This window comes from Kitasatospora sp. NPDC024654 (assembly GCF_055559155.1).
On record NZ_JBVHLF010000062.1, the window covers coordinates 21302 to 45235 of the forward strand.

At 65.8% G+C, this 23934-nt stretch carries 19 protein-coding genes; 17 read left to right on the forward strand and 2 right to left on the reverse strand.

Annotation, left to right across the window (positions count from 1 at the left end; all coding sequences use genetic code 11):
- Window positions 1–7: 7 nt before the first annotated feature.
- From ACZ38L_RS28465 to ACZ38L_RS28540, 16 genes are all read left to right on the forward strand, one after another.
- Window positions 8–1000, forward strand: a complete 993-nt coding sequence (locus ACZ38L_RS28465) for a GHMP family kinase ATP-binding protein (protein WP_465698522.1) — start codon at window positions 8–10, stop codon at window positions 998–1000.
- 154 nt (window positions 1001–1154) lie between these two features.
- Entirely contained in the window at window positions 1155–2564 is a 1410-nt protein-coding gene (locus tag ACZ38L_RS28470; protein WP_465698524.1) for an MFS transporter, read from the forward strand.
- A 129-nt stretch (window positions 2565–2693) separates the two neighbouring features.
- Window positions 2694–4436 carry an AMP-binding protein gene (locus ACZ38L_RS28475; RefSeq protein ID WP_465698526.1) on the forward strand — a complete coding sequence of 581 codons (1743 nt, stop codon included), beginning with the start codon at window positions 2694–2696 and terminating at the stop codon, window positions 4434–4436.
- A complete protein-coding gene (locus tag ACZ38L_RS28480) occupies window positions 4433–5530 on the forward strand; it encodes a serine hydrolase domain-containing protein (protein ID WP_465698528.1) in 1098 nt (365 codons plus the stop codon). The genes ACZ38L_RS28475 and ACZ38L_RS28480 overlap by 4 nt, the downstream gene beginning before the upstream one ends.
- A gap of 54 nt (window positions 5531–5584) precedes the next feature.
- A complete protein-coding gene (locus tag ACZ38L_RS28485; RefSeq protein ID WP_465698530.1) occupies window positions 5585–6562 on the forward strand; it encodes a hypothetical protein in 978 nt (325 codons plus the stop codon).
- Window positions 6555–7148, forward strand: a complete 594-nt coding sequence (locus ACZ38L_RS28490) for a hypothetical protein (RefSeq protein WP_465698532.1) — start codon at window positions 6555–6557, stop codon at window positions 7146–7148. The genes ACZ38L_RS28485 and ACZ38L_RS28490 overlap by 8 nt, the downstream gene beginning before the upstream one ends.
- Window positions 7145–8605 carry a glycogen synthase gene (locus ACZ38L_RS28495; RefSeq protein ID WP_465698534.1) on the forward strand — a complete coding sequence of 487 codons (1461 nt, stop codon included), beginning with the start codon at window positions 7145–7147 and terminating at the stop codon, window positions 8603–8605. The genes ACZ38L_RS28490 and ACZ38L_RS28495 overlap by 4 nt, the downstream gene beginning before the upstream one ends.
- A 278-nt stretch (window positions 8606–8883) precedes the next feature.
- The gene (locus ACZ38L_RS28500; protein WP_465698536.1) at window positions 8884–9078 is read left to right on the forward strand and encodes a hypothetical protein; all 195 of its coding nucleotides are present in this window, start codon (window positions 8884–8886) and stop codon (window positions 9076–9078) included.
- Window positions 9079–10804: 1726 nt separating this feature from the next.
- Window positions 10805–10999 carry a hypothetical protein gene (locus ACZ38L_RS28505; RefSeq protein ID WP_465698536.1) on the forward strand — a complete coding sequence of 65 codons (195 nt, stop codon included), beginning with the start codon at window positions 10805–10807 and terminating at the stop codon, window positions 10997–10999.
- 178 nt (window positions 11000–11177) lie between these two features.
- Complete coding sequence (locus tag ACZ38L_RS28510; RefSeq protein WP_465698538.1) at window positions 11178–11720, forward strand: TOMM precursor leader peptide-binding protein; 543 nt, start codon at window positions 11178–11180, stop codon at window positions 11718–11720.
- Complete coding sequence (locus ACZ38L_RS28515; RefSeq protein WP_465698540.1) at window positions 11717–13321, forward strand: nitroreductase family protein; 1605 nt, start codon at window positions 11717–11719, stop codon at window positions 13319–13321. Before ACZ38L_RS28510 ends, ACZ38L_RS28515 begins: the two co-directional genes overlap by 4 nt.
- A 13-nt stretch (window positions 13322–13334) precedes the next feature.
- Complete coding sequence (locus ACZ38L_RS28520) at window positions 13335–14042, forward strand: nitroreductase family protein (protein WP_465698542.1); 708 nt, start codon at window positions 13335–13337, stop codon at window positions 14040–14042.
- Complete coding sequence (locus ACZ38L_RS28525) at window positions 14039–15319, forward strand: YcaO-like family protein (RefSeq protein WP_465698544.1); 1281 nt, start codon at window positions 14039–14041, stop codon at window positions 15317–15319. The genes ACZ38L_RS28520 and ACZ38L_RS28525 overlap by 4 nt, the downstream gene beginning before the upstream one ends.
- Window positions 15316–16542 (forward strand): acyl-CoA dehydrogenase family protein, encoded by a 1227-nt coding sequence (locus tag ACZ38L_RS28530; RefSeq protein WP_465698546.1) that lies wholly within the window; start codon window positions 15316–15318, stop codon window positions 16540–16542. The genes ACZ38L_RS28525 and ACZ38L_RS28530 overlap by 4 nt, the downstream gene beginning before the upstream one ends.
- Before the next feature lie 40 nt (window positions 16543–16582).
- Window positions 16583–17434 carry a class I SAM-dependent methyltransferase gene (locus ACZ38L_RS28535; RefSeq protein ID WP_465698548.1) on the forward strand — a complete coding sequence of 284 codons (852 nt, stop codon included), beginning with the start codon at window positions 16583–16585 and terminating at the stop codon, window positions 17432–17434.
- A 49-nt stretch (window positions 17435–17483) separates the two neighbouring features.
- Window positions 17484–18758: a metal-dependent hydrolase family protein gene (locus ACZ38L_RS28540; RefSeq protein WP_465698550.1), complete on the forward strand. Its 1275-nt coding sequence runs from the start codon at window positions 17484–17486 to the stop codon at window positions 18756–18758.
- On the opposite strand, the gene ACZ38L_RS28545 is transcribed toward ACZ38L_RS28540, so the two are convergent.
- Both ACZ38L_RS28545 and ACZ38L_RS28550 read right to left on the reverse strand, forming a co-directional pair.
- Window positions 18727–20562 carry an AfsR/SARP family transcriptional regulator gene (locus ACZ38L_RS28545; RefSeq protein ID WP_465698552.1) on the reverse strand — a complete coding sequence of 612 codons (1836 nt, stop codon included), beginning with the start codon at window positions 20560–20562 and terminating at the stop codon, window positions 18727–18729. The two genes, ACZ38L_RS28540 and ACZ38L_RS28545, sit on opposite strands and share 32 nt — an antisense overlap.
- An 86-nt stretch (window positions 20563–20648) precedes the next feature.
- A complete protein-coding gene (locus tag ACZ38L_RS28550) occupies window positions 20649–22412 on the reverse strand; it encodes an ABC transporter ATP-binding protein (RefSeq protein ID WP_465698554.1) in 1764 nt (587 codons plus the stop codon).
- A gap of 183 nt (window positions 22413–22595) precedes the next feature.
- Between ACZ38L_RS28550 and ACZ38L_RS28555 the strand changes: the two genes are divergently transcribed.
- The gene (locus ACZ38L_RS28555; protein ID WP_465698556.1) at window positions 22596–22748 is read left to right on the forward strand and encodes a hypothetical protein; all 153 of its coding nucleotides are present in this window, start codon (window positions 22596–22598) and stop codon (window positions 22746–22748) included.
- Window positions 22749–23934 lie beyond the last annotated feature (1186 nt).

Below are 23934 nucleotides of genomic sequence, written 5' to 3' on the forward strand. Positions count from 1 at the left end.
TGTATGGGTGAGCAGCGCGCCGCTACGTATCTCGCTCGCGGGTGGAGGTACTGACCTCCCCAGCTACGCCCACCGCTTCGGCGGTGTGGTGCTCGGGGCGTCGACCAACCTGCGGGTGACCGTCGTGGGTCGGCCACGGCCGCGCGGTATCGGCATGCGCGCCTGCTTCGACACATACAGCGCGGGGTTCTCACAGGACCTCAACGCGAATCCGTTCGTCCGGGAGGTGCTGCGTCGCTACCCCAGCAAGGAATCCCTAGACCTCGTCTCCTTCACTGACACGCCGCCCGGAAGCGGACTGGGCGGTTCGGCAGCCTTCTCCGCGGCCTTGGTAGCGGGCCTGGCTCAACCGAATTTGTCCCAAGAGGAGTTGGCCGAGGCCGCTGCTGACTTGGAGATACACGGGTTGGGTCGTCCCGTCGGGAGCCAGGATCACTACCTCTCGGTGCTCGGCGGCTTCCAGCTGCTTCAGTTCCACACCGACGGCCGGGTGGAGGCAAGGCGGCTCTCGATCTCGGACCAGTTTCGTCAGCGGCTCAGCGAGGATCTCCTGCTGTTCTTCACGGGCATGACTAGGAATGCCGGCACAGTGCTCGCCGAGCAGGACACTGGGACCAGAGAACGCCGTTCGGACGTCGAGGACCGCCTGCATGAGATCAAGAAGCTCGTGCCCGTTGCTGTCCAGGCCCTGCTCGACGAGGACGGCTCTGCGATCGGCTCGGTGCTGGGGAAGCACTGGGAGTTGAAGCGCAAGCTGAGTCCCGGGGTTTCCACGGCACCGGTCGACCGCGCCTATCAGGACGCGCTAGCCGCAGGTGCGACGGGGGGGAAGCTGCTCGGCGCCGGGGGCGGTGGCTACCTGCTTCTGCACGCCGAAGCAGGCGGTCAGGAGGCAGTGCGAGCCGCGGTGAACGCGCACGGCTTCGAGGAGCACAACTTCACCTTCGCCCTGCGCGGGGCAGACATCCGCTATCTGCCCCAAAATCATCCGACCGCCTGAGCGCCGCGCATCAGCCCGACGGATCCCACATTCAACGCCATTGGGGGCTAGCAGCGTGACTTTGACCGACAGTCACTCTCCATCCAGGACCGAGCGAGTCGCTCCGGCCCTCAGCCGGACGGCCGCGCTGGCCCTGCTGGTGGGTAGTCACTTCATGCTCAACGTGGATACCGCCATCATCGAGGTGGCACTGCCATCGATCAAACATGCACTCGGTTCCTCGCTGGAAGAGCTCTCTTGGGTCGCCAACGGCTATTCCCTGACTTTCGGCGGGTTCCTGTTGCTGGGCGGCCGGATCGGAGATCTGGTCGGCAGGCGCCGCGTCTTTGTGGTCGGGCTCTTGCTCTTCGCCGCGGCCTCAGTCACGGGTGGTCTGGCCACATCGGCCACAACCTTGGTGATCGCGCGTGGCCTTCAGGGACTTGCTGCGGCGGTGATCTCTCCTACTGCACTATCGCTGCTCATGACGGTGTTTCCTGACCGGACGCCAGAACAGGCGGCGCAGCGCAACCGAGCGCTGGCGGTGCTGGGAGCGGTGGCGGCGGCCGGGGGAACGGTGGGCTACTTCGCCGGCGGCCTGCTGTGCGAGACGCTTGGATGGCCTGCCATCTTCCTAATCAACGTACCGATCACGCTTGTCGCCGCCCTCTGCGCGCCCCGGTTGCTACCAGCCGGCAGAGCGGAGGCCACCGGCGGTCGGTTCGGGCTCAGCAGTGCCATGCTTGTCAGCGCAGGAACAGCGCTGCTCGTCTACGTCCTGGTCGACGCGGGCAGAACCGGCTGGGGGACGGCACAAACCCTGATACTGAGCGGGCTAGCCATCGCCCTGCTGGCTGCCTTTCTGCTCGTGCAGCGATCCAGCTCGAACCCACTGCTGCCGCTGCGGATCTTCCGGCATCGCTCGCTGCGCGGTGCGAACGTGGTGGCCGCGCTGATCAACACCGCCATCGGGCCAGTGATCTTCTTTCTCAGCCTCTACACCCAACAGGTCCTGGGCGAGTCAGCGCTGGCGTCGGGCCTCGCGATACTCCCACTGATTGCGACTGTCACCGTCTCGTCGACCGCTGCCGGGTGGTGCCTTCGACGGTTCAGTCAACGCTTCGTGATGTCTGCCGGACTACTGCTGTTCGGCTGCGGTTTGGTGTGGCTGAGCCGGATGTCGGGCGGCGGCTACAGCAGCGAGTTGCTGGGTCCCGAATGCCTTGTCGGCCTCGGCGGCGGACTGGTGTTCGTGACCTTCACGGTGAGCGGCACCAGTGGCCTGACCGAGGGCGACTCAGGTGCCGCGTCCGGCGCACTCACGACCTCGCAGAAGATCGGCGCATCGGTCGGACTCGCTGTGCTCACCAGCGTCGCCGGCCGATACACGGCTACGGCGTACTCCCACCAGAGGTCCCCGCATGCCGCCCTCACCGCCGGTTACAGCGCAGCGATCCTGACGGCCGCCGTACCCGTTGCACTGGCCCTCCTGGCAACGCTGATCTGGATTCCGGGGAGGCACACAGCGGAAGTGGCGCGGCTGCCCAGCCCCGGCGAGCTTGAGGAAATTCGACCAGCTTCATAATTTTTGATGATCTTTCAGGTGTCTCGACCTGTCGATCGGCGAAGGGTTGACGATCACTTTCCAACGTCGCAGTATCAATAGGCCCGAGCCGCACACTGCATCGGGCGTCTGACCGCTGGAGATCGCCGCATGACCGAAAAAACCGGGACCGTCGTCGAATTTATCATGAAACACGGCGAAGAGAATCCGGAACACGACGCCATCGTACTCATGCGCGGCGAGCGCATATCCTACGGCGAATTGGCAAGCCGAATCAAGGAAACTGCATCTATTCTTCGTAGACAGAAGATCGGCGAATCACCCAGGATCGGACTGTGGTTCCGAGAAGGAGAGTGGATCGACTACGCCGTCAGTTACTTCGCAGCCCAGTTCGCAGGCTCGGTCTCCGTGGTCCTCCCGACCGACGCAGCTTCCAAGGTCATCCGGCGTATCTGCCGGGATCTCGGAATAGGCGCAGTCCTCTCGTCCGCGCAGGAACCGCTCGGACTCAGTCCGATGACCGAGATCCATGTGGCCAGAACCACTGCGGCGGACAGGCCGGCCGAGGACGCGCGTGCATCGTGGCTACCTGAACCCGATTCGCTGGCAGATGTCATCTTCACCTCTGGGTCCACTGGCAGCCCCAAGGCGGTGGCTGCCAGCCACCGGACGCTCCGCCGGATGGCCGACAGCTACCGCAAGCGCCCAGGTGGTGCCGCAGTGGTGGCTCACGGGTTGTCCCACGCCACTTCCATCGGAACGAGGCAGGTCCTCCTGTCGACTCTCGCTCGCGGATCGACCATCGCCGCCTGCGTCCCCTTCGATGCCAGGGCGTTCCTGACCCTGGTTGCGGCGGAATCCGCTGGCACGGCCATCGTCCCCGCGGCGGCTGGACGTTCCCTGGTCCGAGCCCTGGAGGAGGACCCCTTGTTGCGGCCGCCCCGCCTCAGGACACTGCGCGTCATCTCGGACCATCTCCCGACTGACGTCCACCTCGCCCTGTCTGCTCACTTGCCGGACACCCGCATCATCAATGCCTATGGTCTGACCGAGGCTGGCGACGCCCATCTGATCACCACTGAGAAGGACTGTGGCCACGGCCCTGGCGGATACCCCGCGCCTGGAACTGAGGTACGCATCGTCTCCGACTCCGGCGAACAACTGGCTCCCGGCGAAGAAGGCTTCATCTGCCTGCGCCACACGACCAGCTCCTTCAGCTACCTGAGTGACCCGGTGGCTACCTCGCGGACATGGCGCGACGGCTGGACGGTCACCAGCGACCTTGGCTCACTCGATGAGTCTGGCCGGGTCCATTTCCGGGGCCGGGCCCGCGGACTAGCCAGGATCGGCGGCAAGACGATCTCGGTGGAACAGGTGAGAACGGTGCTGGAAGCGCAGCCCGGGATCGAGGCGGCCACCGTCGTCATCTTGCCTCACCCAACTCTCGGCCAGTCCCTAGCGGCGGTTGTCGAAGGGACGCTGGGAAGGCCGTTCGAGGAGCTGAAGACCTCGCTCGCTGCCGCACTCCCCTCCTTCGCCATTCCATCCCCAATAGTTCCGGTCGAGCGTCTCCCCCTCTCCCGCGCGGGCAAGCCGCACCAGGACGCGATCGTCTCGCTGATCCGGAGCCGGCTGAGCGCCTCGTCCCGACCGTGCGAGACTCGGTTGGAAATCCTGGTCGCCTCGATCCTGCGGCAGGTACTGGAACTGGACGCGGACCCAGGTGCCGAAGCAGACTTCTTCCAGTTGGGAGGAGACTCGCTGACCGCTGTCGAAGTCGTCACGGAACTCGAAATCGAGCTGGGCGTGAGCCTACCGATGGACATACTCTTCGGGGCGTCGAGCATCGCCCAACTCGCGGCGGAGCTCGAGCATCTCCAGGAGCGGCGATGAGCCAGCCGACCGATCGCTGGCCGGGTGCCTTCGACCCAGTGCGAGAGCGGCTGTCGCGGCTCATGGCAACCCTGCCGATGGCTGGCGTGCAGGTGTGTGTCAGCAGAGCGGGTGAGCTCCTGCTGGATGCCTCACTGGGAGAGGCGCAGACCGGCATCCCAATGACCACTGACTCGGTCCTGTATTGGAGTTGCGCCGGAAAGCCGCTACTGGCGACGGCGTTGGCGACCCTCGTGGATGACGGTCGACTTGACTTCGACGACCAGATCGCGCACCACCTGCCCGGCTTCGCCGCCGGGGGCAAGGACACGGTGACTGTCCGGGACGTTCTGAGCCACGCTGGAGGGTTCCGGAAGTTCGACGGTCCCGGGCCAATCCGGGAGAATTACGCCGACTTCCTCCGCAGAGTCATCGATCTCCCGATAGAATCGGATTGGGTCCCAGGCAAAGACCAGGGATACCACCAGGAAACCGGCTGGTACGTGCTCGCAGCGTTGCTAGAGTCTGTGCTCGGGCAGCAGTACGGCGATGTCGTTGCGGAACGCGTCTGCCAGCCCCTTGCACTACGATCCACCTGGGCCACCATCCCCCCGGACGTCTACGACACCATCCGGGACCGCCTCGCGGTCCCCTCCTTCGCCGGGCGCTGGGGTGTGCGGCGGTTCCCGCATGTGACCAGCCGTGCCGGTGCGGCTGCGAAGATCCCGTCTTACGGCTACTACGGCACCATGGCCGATCTGGCCTCTTTCTACAACGCGTCCCTGGCCGGACTGGCAGGCCAAGGAGGGTTTCCGATCTCGACCCCGGTCCTGCGTACCATGGTCGATTCGCCACGCGGTCGGGTGCTGGACAGAACCTGGGACTACGTCTGCGCGATGGGGCTCGGCTTCCTCTGCGGCCTGTCCGACCATTTCGGTTACGGCAGCTTGTGGTCAGCATCGTCCTTCGGGACATCTGGCGTTATCGGTCAGGTCTACGGAGGCGCTGACCCGGAGACCGGGGTGGTCATCGCTGCGTCCTTCGGCGCCCTCGCCTTCGATACCGAGACCAGGTCAGGGCTCATGGACGAGCTCTACGCGGCAGCGTTGTCCTGATTCCACGTTCCATCCATCATTCGAGAGACTGTCTCTAGGGAGAGTCGTCGCATCATGTTCACCGATGCCAGCTGCCATCATGCTGCCCTGGCCACACTGCTGCTGGATGCGCTTCCAGGCACAGAACCAGCACTGTTGCTTGGGAGCCAGGCCGGGACCAGGGCACTTATCCGCGACGAGCAAGTTCTCTTCGCCCCCGTGCTGCCGGGGCTCCTAGACACCCTGCGAGCGCGGGATTGCGTGGTAGAGGCGACCCAGTCCAGGGCTGGCGGCGGATCGGCCGGCCTAAGCCGGTTGTTGGCTCAGGGGGCCGCTGCAGTCGTCGAGGTGGACAGTTTCTACCTCGACCACTTCTGGATGAGCCGCGGTCAGGTACACGTTCTCCACTCGGTCGTGCTGCGAGATTTCGACGCTCGCGATCGAACGGTCCGCCTTACCGATCCGGGGGACATCGTCTTCTTCGACGGACGCCTGCCCTTCGCGCAGTTGGAGCTGGCGCTCGACCGGGAGAATCTCGGCCAGAGCTGGATGGTGCTGGAAGCCAAGCACGCCTGGCAGTTGCCCGGTGCGGCGGAGCCTGCGGCTGAGTGGGCGAAGCATCGCCAGGCCCTGGCCGGCCGTGGGTCCCCATGGCTCAGCGGTCTGGAGCTGGCCAAGGCCTTGAGCGAGCGGCTCGACGATTTGTTCGCACCGGCCCAGCCTTGCGGATCGAACCATAACCAAGTGCCGTGGCTGCAGCACGGAATCTGGACCTACCACCATACGTTGCGCTGGTTCGCGCGGTACCTCACGGCTGTCGATACCGCAGCCACCTGCTCGGAACCCGCACAATCGCCGGCGAGCACGCTCGTGGACCGTGCTGCACAGGATCTGCTCGTCGTCCGTTCACTTCTTCGGCACGCGGGGTCAGAGAGCAGCGAGCGATTGCTCCGCTATCGCTCCGAGGTTGCCCGCAGACTCGAGCAGATCGCATCCGGTCTGGTGGTCGCTGCAACTCAGCTACCCACGCCCAAGGAGACGAGCCATGCATGATCCAGGTCTGACCCCCTATCTCCTGGATCTGACCGGACATCGAAACAACGTCGGATGCACCTTCCGCGGATTCGACGCCCACGACGGGTTCGACGGGTTCGGCAGGACCTATCCCGCCGAGGAACTTTCCGGCCTCAGTCAGCTGATCGGGCGTTGGCCCGACCAATGGGGACGCGGGGCTCCGGACAACGTCGAGTGCGACGGCCAGGTGCTCACCGTTTCCCAGTCGCTAACCGTGCACGCGGTCGAGCTGATCGGCGCAAGCTGCGGTGGCGCCATCCGCGACGAATTGGTGCTGACAGGCCGCGGCCAGCAGCCCGATCATGTTCTGCCGTTCGGGTTTCAGGATTTTCTGGCCGGCACGGCCTCAGATGGTCAGAACTGTGCATTCGCCGCTTCCGGTCTACGGCAAAACGGGCACGACATCCCCGGCCCAAGTCCGCGAATATGGCGGTGTGAGGTCCGCCTCAGCAAGCCCATCGTCTGTTTGTCAGTGAACCTCCCAGTCAACCCTGGTCTCCACCTCTTCGGCGTCCGACTATCCGCGGCGATCGCGACTGGTCTTCGAGATGGGCACAGCGCATGAGCAGATGTCTCTACATCACCCAAGAACTGGCGCCGCTCTTCGCGGAAGGCGGCCTGGGCCAGGCGGCTCGGGCCCTGCCTAACCTACTTGGGCGCGCCCACGGGATAACACATGATCTCATCCTGCCCTACTACCCGCGGCTCGTCGCCGCACAAGGCCTGCGTACGGCTCCCGACGCAGCACTGCGGCCCATCACCGTAGCTGGTGTGACAGCCCTGCCGGTGGTCGAGCGGCTCATCAACCATCAGGGCCCGGGCCAGGTCTTTCTCGTCCGCGCGGACGACTGGTATGACCGCGAAGGGATCTACCGGGACTCCCGATACGTGGAGTTCGATGACGCACCAGCACGCGCCGCGTTCTTCGGCGCGTGCGTCGCTGACTGGGTCCGGGCTACCGGACGCCGGTATGAGCTGGTACACGGGAACGACTGGCAGTCAGGCGCAGCACTCGCTCACCTCCGGTGGGTGCAGCCAACCGAAAGTCGGCCCGCCCTGCTGATGAATGTCCACAACGCGGCCTACCGCGGGGAGATCCCGGCCGGCTCGCTTGGTGAACTCGCCCTTCCCGATCAGGCGCGAGAGCTGCTCCTGCAGAGCTCCGACGGCCGACCGGACCTGCTGTTGCTGGGCTTGCTGTCCGCAGACGCCGCGACGACGGGTAGCCCAGGGTATGCCGAAGAGCTGTGCCGGGAGTCGCAGGGCACGCCGTTCGGCGAAGCGCTGTCGCGGGTCGAGCTCACCGGGATTGTCGCCGGAGTGGATGCCGACGTATGGAACCCGGGAGCACTGGGCCGCGCCTCTCGCCCGTTCAGCGCTGACACGGTCGATCTCGGCAAGAGCGCCAACAAGCGGCTGCTTCAGCGCCGCACCGGGCTGCGTGAGAACAGTCGGCTTCCCATGTTTGGAGTCTGCGCGCGGCTGGTCGCGGAGAAGGGGATCGATCTCGTCCTCCAAGCACTCCGTCCTCTCGTGCTCGCCGGAACAGCACAGTTGGTTGTAGTCGGTCCTGGGGAGGAGCGCTATGCCCGGTCGCTCCTGGAACTCGTTCATCAGGCGCCCGGGCTTGTTCACCACACGCCACGCTTCGAACAGGACCTCGCCTGGCTGGTCTACGCTGGCGGCGACTTCACGCTGATGCCGTCCCGGATCGAGCCCTGTGGGCTCAACCAGCTCATCGCCATGGCCTACGGGACTGTTCCGCTCGTCAGCGCAGTCGGAGGGCTGCGGGACACCGTCGTCGACCTGTTCCAACACCGCGATTCGGGTACCGGATTCGTCTTCCCCGAGCTCTCAGCCGACGGCGTCGGCCGGACGGTGCGTCACGCAATCGACTGGTTGCGTGAACAACCGTTCGACGTGACCAACGTCCGGGTCCGCACGATGTCCCAGGATTGGTCATGGGCACGCACCGCCGATGAAACCGCCCTCCTGTACAGGGGTATGGTCACTCACCACTGAAAGGGATCCGAAAGGGTAATGCAAGCGTGATCGGCAACAATGTCAGCGCCACCCGGATCCAGGTCTCCCACTGCGGGCCGGAGCAATACGCCCGCACGACGGCAACCCGGGAAACCGGCGAAACCGCGGCGAGATCCTGATCCCGCGGGGCCGGAGTGCCGCACCACCGCTCCCACCCGAGGTGAGGCGACCGAACCGGGCTGGCATGTCAGAGGTCGGCGCAAGGCTGGCGCCACGCTCCGACCGTTCATCGCGGGCTCATTTCAGGAGGGTTTTCAATGTCGAACAAACTTGACATGGCACTCAGCATGGACAACGCCATCAACAGCGCGTCCGAGGATGGTGGGCGCCGCCTGCGACTGCAGGTTGAGCAGGTCCTGCCGGCGGACGGGTTCCGCTCCGGCTGCGGCGGCAGCTGCGACTGCGCTGGCTCCGGCTCCGAGGGCGGCTGCGCCTGCTACGAGTGCGAGTAACCGATCACACGGCACCGAGGGTCATCGGCAAGACAACCCACCAATGACCCTCGGTCGTGATGCCGTACTGGAAGCCGGACCAATATCCGGCCTCCAGTACAGTGGCGTCCCGCTGAGTGGCACAGGAGCGCTCTCGCAGCGGTCCCAGGCATGAGACGGCCATCGCGCTCCTCCCCTCGCAGACGGTCTCGTCGAAGCGAGAGGTGCGCGATGGTCGTCCCGGCGCGGTGCTGGGCGAGCACACCGACACGCGCACAACCTGGTGCAACGGCCATTGGGAGAAGACGCACCGCCCCAGCGGGCCGATCTCGGCGTCGAGCTCGGCTATTGCACGGTCGATCTCCAGGTAGCGGCGGACCAGGCGCCGCAGGGCTGTCTTGGCCGCGACCAGTGGCACTGGCAGGTCAGCGCCAGGCTACAGGCAAGCGAGCGTACGGATCAGTGCTGCCCGCTCCAGGTGCGCGATCTGCTCACGCAGAGCTGCTGGTACCGATACAAGCAGTCCCCCGATCTGATTCATCGCCTGGCTACGAGCCCTGACCGGGTGCTGCGGCGCGCGTACCGCAGCACCCATGGGCCTCGACTACGCCGTCGCGTCCCTTTGGACGGCGATGGCTCGGCCGGATGTGACCACCAGGGCGGCCGCGTAGGCGTCAATCGGGTCGGACTTGCCGCGCATGCGGCGGGCTTTGTGGTCCGGTCGGTCCACGCCGACGACCGAGGATCCGGCGACAGTCAGTACTCGGGCGGGTCCGGCACCGTAGGCACCGCTGCCCTCTACTCCGACCGCAGCCACAGTTCCGTGCGTCCGGCAGGTCCCGATAGCCGTCGATGGCGGCCGGGAACCCCCGATCGGCCAGGTGCCTGCCAAGCTGGTCGATCACCGCCGCGTAGTGGATCAGGCCGTGAGTGTCGACTCCGCCGGTGATCTCCGCCCCCCGTACGTCATGGGGATGTGCTTCCTTGCCGCTTCTCCGAGCCTGGGCGGCACGCACCGATCGGACGGATGACCAAGTCAGTGACCGGTGCCTCTGGCCAGCCTCCCGACTTGTTGGGCCGAGCCCAGACGCGCAGGTCTGCAGCTGTAGCGTCCAGGGTGTCGGTCAGCACGGGCCCCTTGCGCTCCTTGCCGCCCACGGGCTGGCTCTCAGACAGCGCCCCGCCGCCGACCGTCCGGCCGTGCGGTGTTGGTCGCCGGAGGCACGGACGTCTCACCGCTTCAAGTCAGGTTGCCCACCGCCATCCACCGCCCGCGTCAACCAGCGCAATACCGACTGCACGTGATCCCGATCGACATCGACCCACACAGTCCTCCCACACCGCCGTCGGCGTCGACGCCTCAGGCCACCAGGTGGCCCAGCGGCGGTTCGTGGTCAACACCGGCGCATTCCGCCAGCTCATGGCGTGGCTTCGGACGTCCGCCAACAACCTCCTCCGGCACCAAACGAAAGGGATCCGAAAGGGTAGTGCAAGCATGATCGGCAACAATGTCAGCGCCACCCGGATCCAGGTCTCCCACTGCGGGCCGGAGCAACACGCCCGCACGACGGCAACCCGGGAAACCGGCGAAACCGCAGCGAGATCCTGATCCCGCGGGGCCGGAGTGCCGCACCACCGCTCCCACCCGAGGTGAGGCGACCGAACCGGGCTGGCATGTCAGAGGTCGGCGCAAGGCTGGCGCCACGCTCCGACCGTTCATCGCGGGCTCATTTCAGGAGGGTTTTCAATGTCGAACAAACTTGACATGGCACTCAGCATGGACAACGCCATCAACAGCGCGTCCGAGGATGGTGGGCGCCGCCTGCGACTGCAGGTTGAGCAGGTCCTGCCGGCGGACGGGTTCCGCTCCGGCTGCGGCGGCAGCTGCGACTGCGCTGGCTCCGGCTCCGAGGGCGGCTGCGCCTGCTACGAGTGCGAGTAACCGATCACACGGCACCGGGCGTCATCGGCAAGACAACCCACCAATGACCCTCGGTCGTGATGTCGTATCGGAAGCCGCGCCGGTATTCCGCCTCCGACCCGAATCGCTGCCGCTCAGGTGCCTTGGAGTTGCACAGAGTATGAAAAGAAACGACGGCCCGCCTCTCACAGTACTTTCGGTGGGAGCCTTCGGCTCGGCAGTCGCGGACCGCCTGGCTACCTGCTTCCCCGAGCTGGATGTGCTGCCAAACGGCGCGACACCCGCCGAAGTCGGCCCGCGCCCGGTGGTGCTAGCGGCTTGGCGGCACACCTCCGCACTGGCTCGCGAGCTGGAAGAACTACCCGATATCCCTTGGTGGGTGCCCGTCAGCTACACCCACCCCGTCATCCGGATCGGTCCTGTGTTCGGCCCGCACCTGCCCGGCTGCCACGACTGCCTGGAGCGCCGGATGCTCAGCGCGGATCCGACACCGGATTACACCAAGGCGATCTGGGAGCTGTATGACCGGGACGACGCAGCGGGGCCCGAGGGCTTCCTCGGCCACCATGCTCTGATCGCCACCGGGTTGCTGCGCGCCTTGCTAGACGAGCCATCTGGCGAGATCCGCAGGATCTACACCTACCACGTGCTCACCGGAGAGGTTGCGAACCACAGCTTCGTACCGCTGCCTACCTGCTCCCGTTGGTCGGAGCACACCGAAAGCGAAGGTCTCATACGATGACGGCGACCGACCGCTTCGATGCCCTTGCCGACGGGCTCGTCCGGGTACGTGTTGGGGCCGGGTACGTGATCGAGGGCGGTCCGACGCGGGTGGCCCTGACCGGGCCAGGCGCCGTGGACATCCTTCCGCACCTGTGCGACCTCCTCGACGGCACGAATTCGCCCGCTGACCTGGCCACCGCTCTCGACATCCCCATCGAGGATGTGGCAGAGGGCACCGCCCTGCTGCGCGACCACGGCCTGGTGCACCCCCTGGACGGGTTGCCGCCCAGCGGCACAGATCCGCAGGTCCTGGCCTTCCTCTCACGAAACGCTGGACATACCGCCCGGATGCGCTCCGCTGTGCACGCCGCCAGCAACCTGGCGAATGCACGGGTGGTGGTGCTGGGCCAAGGGCCACTCACCGGTTCCGTGTACCGCGAACTGACTCGGGTCATACCTGTCGAGCGCGTCTTGGAGTGCGAGGTACTGACTGACGACGTGCTCACGGAGCTCACCAGGAGCGATGGCCTGGAACCGCCACGCGCCATGGTGGTTCAGCTCTTCGAAAGTGCTGACCAGAGGTCGGCCGAAGTCCTGCTGCGCTGTCACGACCAGCGGGTACTGTGGCTCGGCGCAGGACTGGCACGCGACGGTGGCTTTGTCGGGCCAATGGTGCACGCCACCTACACGTGCCCGCACTGCGTCTGGCCGGAGCTGCCCACGGCGGGCGCCGACACGGACGGTGACCGGCCTGGCCTGGTCACGTTGTTGGCCGGCCTGGTCGTCGGCGAGGTCGTCAACGGCCTGTGCGGCGTCGCCGCGAACGGCACGGTGAACCAGCTGCTCTGGTTGCACTGGGATCAGGCTGGGCAGCCGATTGCCCGAGCTGAGAGCAAGCGGGTGTACCACCGGGTTGGCTGCGGCTACTGCGGTGGCGTGCCACAGCACGAGGACGTGCAGCTCGCCTGGGCCTACGAGCAGGATCTCGACCAGCCTCCGCCCCAGTTCGCCGGTCCTGGCGCCAACGGGCGCAAGCCGAACACTCGTGAGCTGCAGAAAGAGAAGCGTGCGCTGCCCACGAGTCCCGCGATCTCCGCCAGGACAATAGCGCCCGATGACAAGGGACTCGCGGAGATCTGCGAGTTTCTGCGCAGGACGCTCGGTACGCGCGGTTGGTCCGCGTCCGGGGTCCCGTTCCGCCGTGTCCCCTCGGGCGGAAACCTGGCGTCCCAGCAGGCTTTTGTGATTGGCCGCCAGGCGATTTCAGGTCTAAGCAGCCACACAGCCTGGTACGACGCGACCGACGATCGGCTGGTCGCCACCGGCCGCGTCGACGAGGCGGAGGTGAAGTATCGTCTCGCAGACCTGCTGCCCGACCAGGACTGGCAGTGGGTGGTGGTCTGGACGGCCCGTGTCGGAAAGTTGGCGGCGAAGTACAGAGACCTCTCCATCCGCTTGGCGCACCTGGACGCGGGCGCGGCCCTCGCACAAGCCAGCGTTGTCGCAGCTTCCCAGGGCCTCGCACCGCATGTGCTGGCCAGGTGGGACGCGCGGCCATTCACCGCGCTGCTCGACCTGAATCCGGACACCGAGCTCGTCACCTGCGTGATGGTCTTCTGAAGGGAACTGCCAGATGGAGAACCAACCGAAGGTAACGGTTCTAGGTCCAGCGGCCGAGGAGCTGATGACCCGGGCAACCCTGCGCGAGCTGTACAGCGGTGCCACGCAGACCATTCAGCCAAGTGTGGTGGCACCGTTGGCAGATTTGTCTGCCACTGAGGCCGATGAGTTGATCGCCGCTCGCCGGGCGACCCGCGCGTTCGAACCCCGACCGGTACCAGTGGAAAGGCTGCTGGCTCTCTGCCAGGCAGGTTTCGACGCTTCACACGAGCTGACGCCGCACGCGAGCGGGGTGGCGGGCCAGTGGCTTGTTCTTGTCCGGGACGTGCAGGGGCTGGAGGCGGGCATCTACACCTACACAGTCAGTGGCTTCACACGGCTGGCTGACCTTCCGACGGCCACCGCCCAGTACCTGTCCATGCAACCCGATTTCGTCTTGGCACCGGCGATCCTGTGCCCTGCCTGGGATCTGGCAGCCGCGCTCTCGAACGCCGGCACCGATGGGTATCTGAACCTACTGCTCACCACCGGATTCAGTTTGCAGACAGCCTGGTTGGCGGCAGTCCGCGCAGGCCTGGCCGGCTGTCTCTTCCGCAACGTCCACCCTGCCTTGTTCCGGGCCTGCGTTGGGATGGGCAAGCTCGACTCGTGGCCAGTACTCGCTCTGGCGGTCGGATACCCCGCCCAGCCAGTCGGTCGACACGGAGAGATTCTGACGTGACAGCACTTAGCAAGGTTCACGAGCTGGTCGGCCCGTATGCTGCGATCTCCGGCCGGCCCGGGCGGGTGCGCGCTGCCTATTTGCCGCCGTGGACACACGTCTTCAGTGTCACGGAGCGCGAGATGGAGGTCGTCCGGCCCTACCGGAGAACCATCAAGGAGCGGGTGGGCACCGGACGTTCGCACGATGCGGAGACTGCCTGGCGAATCAGTGCCATCGAGGCGCTGGAGCGTACGGCCAACTTCACGGTGCAGCGAGACCTTCCGGTTAGCGACGCGCGCTCGCTGCCCGACGCACTCAGTCTGGATGCCATACCGCGCTGCTCCGAGCGGGAACTGGCAGATCCGCGATGTCCGTTGACCCGTCCGGAGCTCGACGCGCCGATCCGCTGGGCGCGGGGGATCGACCTGTATACCGGCGAGCCCGTCCACATCCCGGCCGTTATGGTCCACCTCGGACTGCCCCCGATGCCCGCCGAGAGGTTTTGGGCCCAGATCAGCACCGGGACAGCGGCAGGGGGAAGCTGGGAGTCGGCCTTGATCGGTGGCCTCTGCGAGGTGATCGAACGAGACATGATCTCCGTCATCTGGCTACAGCGATTGCCGCTGCCCCGTCTCGACCTGGACCGGCTCTCGGCGGAAGCAGCACGTCTGGTGGAGTGGTGCGAACGGAAGTTCATCACGGTCCATCTGTTCGACGCGACTTCAGAAATCGGCGTGCCGACGGTCTATTGTGTTCAAGAGGCCCCGCACGACCCGGTGGCGGGGAGGGTGGTTGGCGCCAGCACGAACCCAGATCTTCAGCAAGCCGCCGCCCACGCCATCAGCGAGGGGCTGTCAATACGGTCGGCGCTGCACGATGTCGCTCATATGGAGCCCGAGAATGTGCGCCCGCTGGTCAAGGGAGCGCTCGCAATCGGCGCGCCGGAGAGCGCGCACACGATGGACTTCCTGTTGACGGACCACTCGCGAGAGAGGACGGCTAGGCGCCCACAGCCAGGCCCGCTGCCCACGACCGAGGCTGACCGTTTGCGTGGGCTGGTCGAACGGTGTGAACGCGCAGGGCACAGGGTCTACGCCGTCGACCTCACCACCCCGGACCTGCGCCGGATCGGCCTGCACGTGGCGAGTGTCGTTATCCCCAGCCTGCAGCCGTTGACCTTCTCCCCCCACGCCCAGTACCGCGGCCATCCGCGTCTCTACCAGTTGCCGGCGCTCCTCGGCCATCGGGTCTACGGGGAGACCGAACTCAATCCGCACCCACAGCCGTTCGCATGAACACCGCCCTAGGGAGCATGGTGACCGAGGCGCTCCAGGATGCAAACACCGAACTCGACACACTGGCTATCCTCCGCCAGGTCGGTGAAATCGGACCGGCGATCGAGCAGGAGGCCGCGACGGGCAACAGGGCCGGTTGCCTGACACCAGCGGCCGTGACGGCGCTGCGGTCCGCCGGTGTGTTCCGGATGACCTTCCCGCAGAGCCTGGGCGGTCCACAGTTGCGTCTCGACGACCAGGTCAGGGTCGTCGAGACGCTGGCCTGGCACGATGCCTCGACCGCCTGGACCGTGGCGGTGCTCGCGGACGGCGGTTTCTTCGCCGGCCAACTGGACACCGGTTTGGCACGGGCCCTCTACCCGAGCCTCGACCTGCCTACGGCGGCAGCGACCTTCCCACCTGGGCGGGCCGAGGACCTTGGGGATGGCACTGTCCGGGTCAGTGGCAAGTGGGACTTCGGCACCGGCATCCGCAATGCGGAACGGATCGTGGTGGGCTTCCACTGGTACGACCGCAGCGGCGACCCCGTGCTAGACCGGGCGGGCACACCGCTGGTGGCATGGGGCTGGGCCCCTGTCGAGGCCCTTGTCGTCCACGATACGTGGCATGCGACAGGACTGAACGGTACCGGCAGCGCCAGCTTCTCGATCAAGGAAAGCACGGTTCCAGTCGACCACTTCATCACTGGTCGACGCGCAAACGGCGAACTGCCGCCCACATCCCGCTACCGTGCCTTCCTCGCGGCCAAGAACGTGGGCGTGCCGCTGGGGATCGCCCGTCGGGCACTGGATGAGTTCTACGCGTTCGCCGACCAGGCACGCGCCACGGGGCCCTCGGCGGTACGCGAGGAGGCTGACGTGGCGGGCGCGGTCGCCGAGGCGGAGGCGTACCTTGAGGCGGCCCGTGGACTCGTGTATCGAACATACGGCAAGGTAGCGGACGTCGTCTGGAGCGGTAAAGAACTCACAGCACGCCAGGAGGGCTTGCTGTGGTCGTCGATCACGGCTGCTGGCCGGCTCAGTCGGACGGCTCTAGAGACCGTGATGGAGCAGGTGGGATCGCGTTCAGTGCTTGCTGACCACCCATTCGACCAGCTCTACCGAGACATGTCGACCGTGATTCGGCACGTTTCCTATCGTCAGCGCTTCTACCGGGTGGGCGGCGGGCGACTACTCGCCGCCGGCCACGCCCATGGATCACCTATTCCTCGGCACCTTCCCTGACTTCTACGGCCGACAACCAACGTATTGAGGAGAGTTGGCTGTGCCCGCTACGAGTAATCCTGGCAGTGCCGAACTCGGCGGCCCCGCGCAGACCGCCTGGTGGACAGCCGCAGCCCGAGCACGCGAGAGCCTGCGCATAGACCGGCTGTTCGACGACCCTTTGGCGGCCTTCCTCGCCGGTGACCAAGGCAATCGGCTGCTCGGTATGCTCGGCGTGAACGACCCCCGGACCGACGACAACCCCTATCTCCCGGTCCGAACCCGTTGGTACGACGACTTCCTGGAGGCCGCGCAAGCGCACCAGGTCGTGGCGCTCGGCGTGGGGCTGGACGCACGAGCCTTCCGTCTGAACTGGCACGAGGGCACGGTACTGTTCGAGCTGGACGACGCCACCCTGCTTGCGTACAAGGAAGATCGCTTGGCAGCGGCTGGCGCTGTATCGCGCTGCGAGAGGCGGACTGTAGCAGCGGACCTTGCTGGCGACTGGCCCAATGCACTGCTCGCGGCTGGCTTCGATCCGACCAAGCCTTCGGCCTGGATCTGCGAGGGGTTGCTCTTCTATCTTCCGGAGGCCCTCGCGCAGGCCGTGCTGCGACAGGCCGCAGCGCTGTCCGCGCCTGGAAGCCAACTCGCCGCCGACTTTATCGGGGCACATCTGGTGTCGGCCCGGCTCCCGGCCGGACGCATGCTCGACCAGACAGGGGCACCGTGGCTCTTCGGGACCGACGATCCCTCGCGATTCCTGACCGGATGCGGCTGGCTAGTCGACGATGTGGTCGGACCCGACCACGTCGGTCGTCACTACGGCCGGTGGCCCGAGGGCTCCGAAGCGGCCAGTGATCGGCGTGCGCGCCGAAGCCATCTAGCAACTGCGCGGCTTCCCTCTAGCTGAAGCTCGGGGCAGCCGACACCGAATATCCCGCGACGCTATTGGAGACCGTTTGTCCGCCCACGTACCGCCCCTGCCGGTCCCCGGTGGGGGCCTCCGGCTGATCCATGCCCGGACCATAACCGATGCTGACGAGGCCCCCATTGAGAATGGGGAGATTGTCGTCCGCGGAGATACGCTCAGCTACGTCGGACCGTTCCGCGCCGACGCGCCCGAGAGCGATGCAAGCCTTCCCTGTTATGACCTCAGCGGTTGCACTGTGCTGCCCGGATTCATTGACTGCCATGTACACTTCACGGCTGGCCGGATCCGGCCGATCGCCGCACTTGGCATGTTCGCCTCCGCCTTCAATATGGTGACCGCAGATCACATGCGGCGCACCCTGGACGCCGGAGTGACGACCGCGCGGGACCTTAGTGGCACCGACCCGGGTTTTCGGAATGCTATGGCGGCCGGACTCCTGGTGGGGCCGAGGCTGAATCTCGCAATCGGCGCCATCAGTCCCACTGGTGGGCACGCAGACCCCGTGTTGTCGAACGGCGCATCGGCACCAGTTGGCCCGCGAGGCTTCAGCACGATCGCGGACTCCGACGACGAGGTCCGGTTGGTCGTCCGGCGGCTCCTGCGCAGCGGCGCGGATGTGATCAAGCTGTGTGCCACGGGCGGGCTGACCAGCCCGACCTCGGATCCGGACGACCTCGGCGTGCCTGAGCACCAGATCCGGATCATCCTGGAGGAGGTGGCGATGCGGGGCGGGCGTCCGGTGGCGGCGCACGCCCAAGGCGCCGCGGGCATCCGCGCCGCGGTCCGAGCGGGCGTGACCAGCATCGAACACGGTTACGCGGTTGACACCGAGACACTCGCGATGATGCTTAGTCAGGGAACCTACCTAGTCCCAACACTGAGCGCAGCCCTGACCGTGCCGGACCCTGAAACCACCTCCCCCGAGCGTCGTGAGCGGAAGCTGCGTTGGTCCGAGACCGCGCGGGAAAGCCTGTCCGCCGCCATCACCTCCGGAGTCAAGGTCGCCATGGGCACTGACGCAGGAGCCTGTCCGCACGGTGTCAATCTGCTAGAACTCGGGCGCCTGGTCGAACTGGGCATGACCCCTCAGCAGGCCATCCGCGCGGGTACACGGACGGCCGCCGAACTGCTCGGCTACGAGGGGAAACTCGGCACCTTGGGGGTCGGCAAACTGGCAGATCTCGTGGTGACGGAGGTGGACGTCCTGCGCGACGTCGCAGCGCTCGCCGATCCCCAATCGATCAAGATCGTGGTCCAGGGTGGCCGGGTAGTCAAGGACATCCTAGACCCTCCTGGTCCATGAGTTCGGGCGCTCCCAGTTCACGCGCGAACACGCGCGGCAAGTACCTGAAGCGGAACCACAGGCGGCCGTGAGGGTCACGACCGTCCACGTCCAACAGCGAACTCTCGGCCAGCCGCTCCAGCGTTTCAGCGGCCTCCTCGAGGCCAGTGCCCAGGAGCGCGGCGGCTGTGTCGGAGTTGAATCTCAGCGTGTCGAGCGCGCCCAGGAGACGGAATAGGTCGCGCTCCCGGAGCGCCAGACCGTGGTAGTCGATGGCCAAGCTGGCTCTAATGTTCAGCACTCCGTGGGTCAGCTCGTCGAGACATCGTCGAGGGTCAGCCAACCGTTCCGCAAACTCCGTGAAACTCCAGTGCGATCTCGAAGAGAGCCGGGCGCCAGCGATTCGTACTGCGAGGGGCAGGGCGTCGCACAGCCGGACAACCTCCGCTGCAGGGCCTGGGCTTGCGGCCACGCGCTCCGCGCCGACAACCCGCGTGAGAAGCTCCAGGGCATCTCTCCGATCGAGCGCATCGAGGTCGACACGGCACATACTAGGTAGGCCGGCGAGACGGGTCCGCCCGGTGACGAGCAATGCACAGTCAGCGCTTCCTGGCAGCAATGGTTGGAGCTGCGCTTCGTCCGCGGCGTCGTCCAGGATGACAAGCACCCGCCGCTTCGCGAGCATGCTTCGGAAGACAGCGCTGCGCTGCTCGACCCCGCCGGCTATGGCCGAGCTGTCCGCGCCAAGGTCGACCAGGAGGCGTGTAAGCACGTCGGCCGGATCGGCCGGGCGGTTGCCCGCGCCGTGCAGATTCACGAAGAGCTGGCCGTCCGGGTACTGCTCGCGCAAGCGGTGCGCGGCGTGGACAGCCAAGGTCGTCTTGCCGACTCCGCCGCGCCCGGTGACCGCCGCGATGGCGATCGCTGCGCCACGGCCAGGTGCCAAAGCACTTGTTAGGCGATCGAGTTCGTCTGACCGGCCGATGAAGTCACTGATGTCCGGAGGGAGCTGGAAGGGAAGGCGGCGCGGGCGGCTGGTTGAGGGGCGCAGCGACCCGCTGGCCAGCGGATGCACTTTCCCTTCAGTCAGCACGCTCTGATGCAGCAGACGGAGCTCCCGGCTCGGTTCGGTGCCGAGCTCCTCGCCCAGTGTGCACCGGAACTGCGCGTACGCGGCGAGCGCCTCTGCCGATCGGCCGGATCTGTGCAGGGCATCGATCAAGAGTCCGTGCAGCCGTTCGCGCAACGGATGCTGGTCGGTCAGCGCTCCAAGCCGGTTGACCACGTCGGTGTACAAGCCGAGACCAATGAGCACCTCTGCCTGGAGCTCCGTAGCGTCCAGGCGCAGTTCGGTAAGCCGCCTCACTTCGGTCGCAATGCACTCGCCTGAGGATATGTCCAAGTAGGCCTCCCCCCGCCACAGCGCGATCGCCTTCTCGAGCTTTTCAGCGGCAGTCTGGAGAGCGCCGCTGGCCTGATCGCGTCTGGCCTGGCACAGAAGCGTCTCGAAGTGCGCCGCGTCGACCCAGGGCGCGTTGAGACGGTAGCCCTCGGGATGGGTGGCGATGACTTCATCTGACACGGGGCCGTGGCACGTGAGGTCGCGAAGCGCCGCGCGCAGCCGAGAGACCCGGACGTGCACGGCGTTAGCCTCATTGGTCGGCCGCCGCTCGGGCCAGATCGCCTCGACGATGTGTTGTGCGGAAACCACATCACCCGAGTGCGCCAACAACTCACCCAGAAAGGCCCGGTCTCTGATACCACGGAAACCGACTGCTTGGCCGCCGGATGAAGCGCGGACTGGTCCCAAAACGTAGAATTCCACAGCACTTTCCTGACATACGGTTCTCATGCGAGCAGGCGAACTGCTGCTCTGCGTCGTCGGGCGGATTCGCCTGTCCTGGCGTGAGCTCAGACCAGCTGCCCGGCCTGGAGCTGGCAGTACAGCCCCCCTCGGGCCAGCAGTTCCTCATGGGTCCCGGTCTCGATAACGCGCCCTTCATCCAACACCAGGATCCGGTCGGCCTGGCGGACTGTGGAAAGCCGGTGGGCCACGATCAAGAGCGTGCGGCTGGATGCCAACTGGGCAAGCGCCTGCTGCACATGGGCCTCGGAGCGGGAGTCAAGAGCCGAGGTAGCCTCGTCCAGGATCAGCACCCGAGGATTGCGCAGCAGAGCGCGGGCGATAGACAGCCGCTGTCTCTGGCCGCCGGACAACCGGGTGCCGCGGTCACCGATCACGGCGTCGAGTCCACCTGGGAGACGCTCGACGAAGCCGAGTGCGTCGGCATCTCGCAGGGCCGCGCGGACCGCCTCATCAGAGACGCCCGACAGGCCGTAGGCCACATTCTCTCGGATGCTTCCTTCGAAGAGGATCGATTCCTGCGGCACCAGGGCGAGGGCCCGCCGGAAACCGCGCAGGTCGAGCGTATCCATGTCCCGGCCGTCGATCAGGACTCGCCCGTCTGTTGGCCTGATGAAGCCGGCAACCAGGGACAGTACGGTCGACTTCCCTGCGCCGGAGGGGCCGACCAGGGCGATGACTTCGCCGGGAGCGGCGTGAAAGGAGATGCCCTCCACCGCGGGCCGCTCAGTGTCGCGATAGCGGTAGCCAACCTGGTCGAATTCCAGCTGCCCTCGCACCTCGGTCAGTTCGAGCTTCCCGCCATAGTCCTCCAGGTCGGTTGCCTGGAGGACTCCGTTCACCGACCTGACTGCTTCCAACCCCCGGGTAACGACCGGGGCCAGGTTGAGCAAACTGCCGACCGCGCTGGTGAGGTAGGAGAAGTACGTGCTGAGTAGCACAATCGTCCCTGGAGTCATATCAAGGAGACGAGTGTAGGCCGCTAGAGTCGCGCCGAGCAGGCACAACACGCTGACAGTATTGAAGAGCATCCACGAAAGAGCAGAAAAGCGACCGTTCACTAGGTCGAGGCGTCCGCTGGCCGCAGTGGTGCGGCTCAGTGCTTCCCCCACCCGAGCAATCGCGGTCCGTTCGAGGGCGTGAGCCCTTGTGATCGGCACCATGGCGGTCATCTCGGCGACCCGAGTGGAAAGCTTCTCGACCTCGTCGCGTGCTTGCTGGTTCTGCTCGCTCATCCTTCCCCTGAGCCTTACCACCAGTAGAGCCGACGCAGGGGCAAGCACCATGAACACTGGCAGAAGTACGGGCGCCCGAAAGCCGATAACAACCAGGGCGCCCGTCAGCGTGCCGATGCCGCCAAGACCCATGTCACAGCACTGCCGCAGGGCCTGCTCAACGCTGTCGACATCGCCGATTATCTTGGTTTGCAGGACGCCTGCGCTCATCTCGGTGTGATAGCCGATAGAAAGCTGTTGGAGCCGCGTACAAAGGGCCGCGCGGAGGCGGGATCCCACCTGCCGAATTGTTCCGTACATCCAGTGCACGTACAGCAGATGGAATGGCAGATTGAGTGCGAGGACCGTTAGCAGTACGGCGGCGCTGGCCAATAGGTCGGTCATCGGCCGGTGCTGGATGACGATGTCGATCAGGTTTGCGGTGACTAGCGGAAACAGCCAGGTGGGGCTATTTTTCACTGCGAATACCAGCGTGGCGAGCGCTAGCCTGCCCCGCGCCTCGCGCAGCAGAAGGGCGAGCGTGCCCACCGGGCCACGGCCCGGTGGGGCGTCTAGTAGCTTTGAATCCAGTTCCATAGGTACCTTCGGATGCGATGCGGGGAACGGCGCATTCAGGTGTGCACCACGGCGCCACTAGCGGTCATTGCGATGTCTCACATGCGGAAGAAGCGGCCACACATTCCCGGGCCTGATTCACCAGTCCACTCCGGGGACGTCACATCCGTGTTTGAACAAAGCGGGTGACAGTACCAGGACATCATGTCGATCACCCCACGGCTGTGGCACAGTGAGACCGACGAGCGTGAAGTGCTCGGTGCCGTCACAATCGGCGCTCAAGAGCTCATCACTCAGGTTCCCACGCAACGCGCACACTTCCAGTACGGTCACGTCCATCATGACTGGCTCGGCTAGTGCTAAGTTGCTGTCCGTCACACATCACGTTGCTGCAGAGCCCCGTCCCAGTTGTTCGATGGGTGCCCTTGCCTCTCCCCGCGGGTCGACAAGTGCTCTGTTGGACAGGCCCAGCCGATACCCTCGGCCGCATCGAAGCCTTGGGCCGCGCACGCGACGTTGTTCTGGTGCAGGCCACCGAACTTCAGCGAGACACAGGCCGACTCGGGAGGTCTTGTCGAAGCCCTCCGCCCTGCGGCCCAACGTTGTTACGCAGCCGGCAGAGACAATCACGGCGTTTCGGCCTGGATTCGCATCGCCCTGCCCCAGGGGGAGTTCGGCGACGGTTCCGGTGTTCTCGGTCATGGGAGGATCTCCAGCGTTCGGGCAGGTGGCCATCGCGGGTAGCAGGCCCGTGCCTGAGCATGAGGACCAGGGTGGTGACAGTGCGATGTCGGTGCCCAGCTCGATGCTTCTCGCATCCTGCGATGCCCTCGTGTGGCCGTCAAGTCCTGCCAGAGGCCTTTTCAATAGACAGCGAAAGTGCATCACTAATTCTGAGAAGCCATCAGTTTTCCTGAACACTTCCAGTGATCGTAGAGCCTGAAGTTCCACCCTGCGGTTGGACACTATCCGTTTGCGCTGCGAGGGCGTGATCCCGATGGTGTCACTGTCAGATCCCGAGCGGCGTGAGGCAGCCCCACCCGGGGTACTTGCGCAGGCACCTTCGGATATAGAAGGACGCAACGAATGCGAACACCCAAGCGTGTTCGGCGGCGTGGTCCGGCCACGCTCGAGTGCCGCTCTCCTGCTTCAGGAAGACGAAGGAGATCTCGGCGGCGGCGGCCTTACCATAACAGGAGACGGCTCGCCCTATCGACGCCTTATCTTCAACTTACGCCCCCAGTTGCGGAGTTCATTTGATGTGTCTAGCTGCCACGATCCGAATGAAAGATGCAGCCGCGTTCCAGCCCACTGCGGCCGGCGAAGCCGCGTTTGTAGGCCGCGGCCGCCTGTTCCTTCTCGGAGTGGCAGTTGACCGGGGTCGCGTCGATGTCCAGGACCAGCCTCGTTGTTTCACGGCAGCGGCCGGTTGATCTCATGCCTGTGACGTCGCGTTGGTCCGTTCCCGGGGCGGTGTCGGGTAGGACTGCGCGTCGGCTGTCGTGCCGGTGACGCCGGGTTCCACGGGCCCGGTGGACTGCGG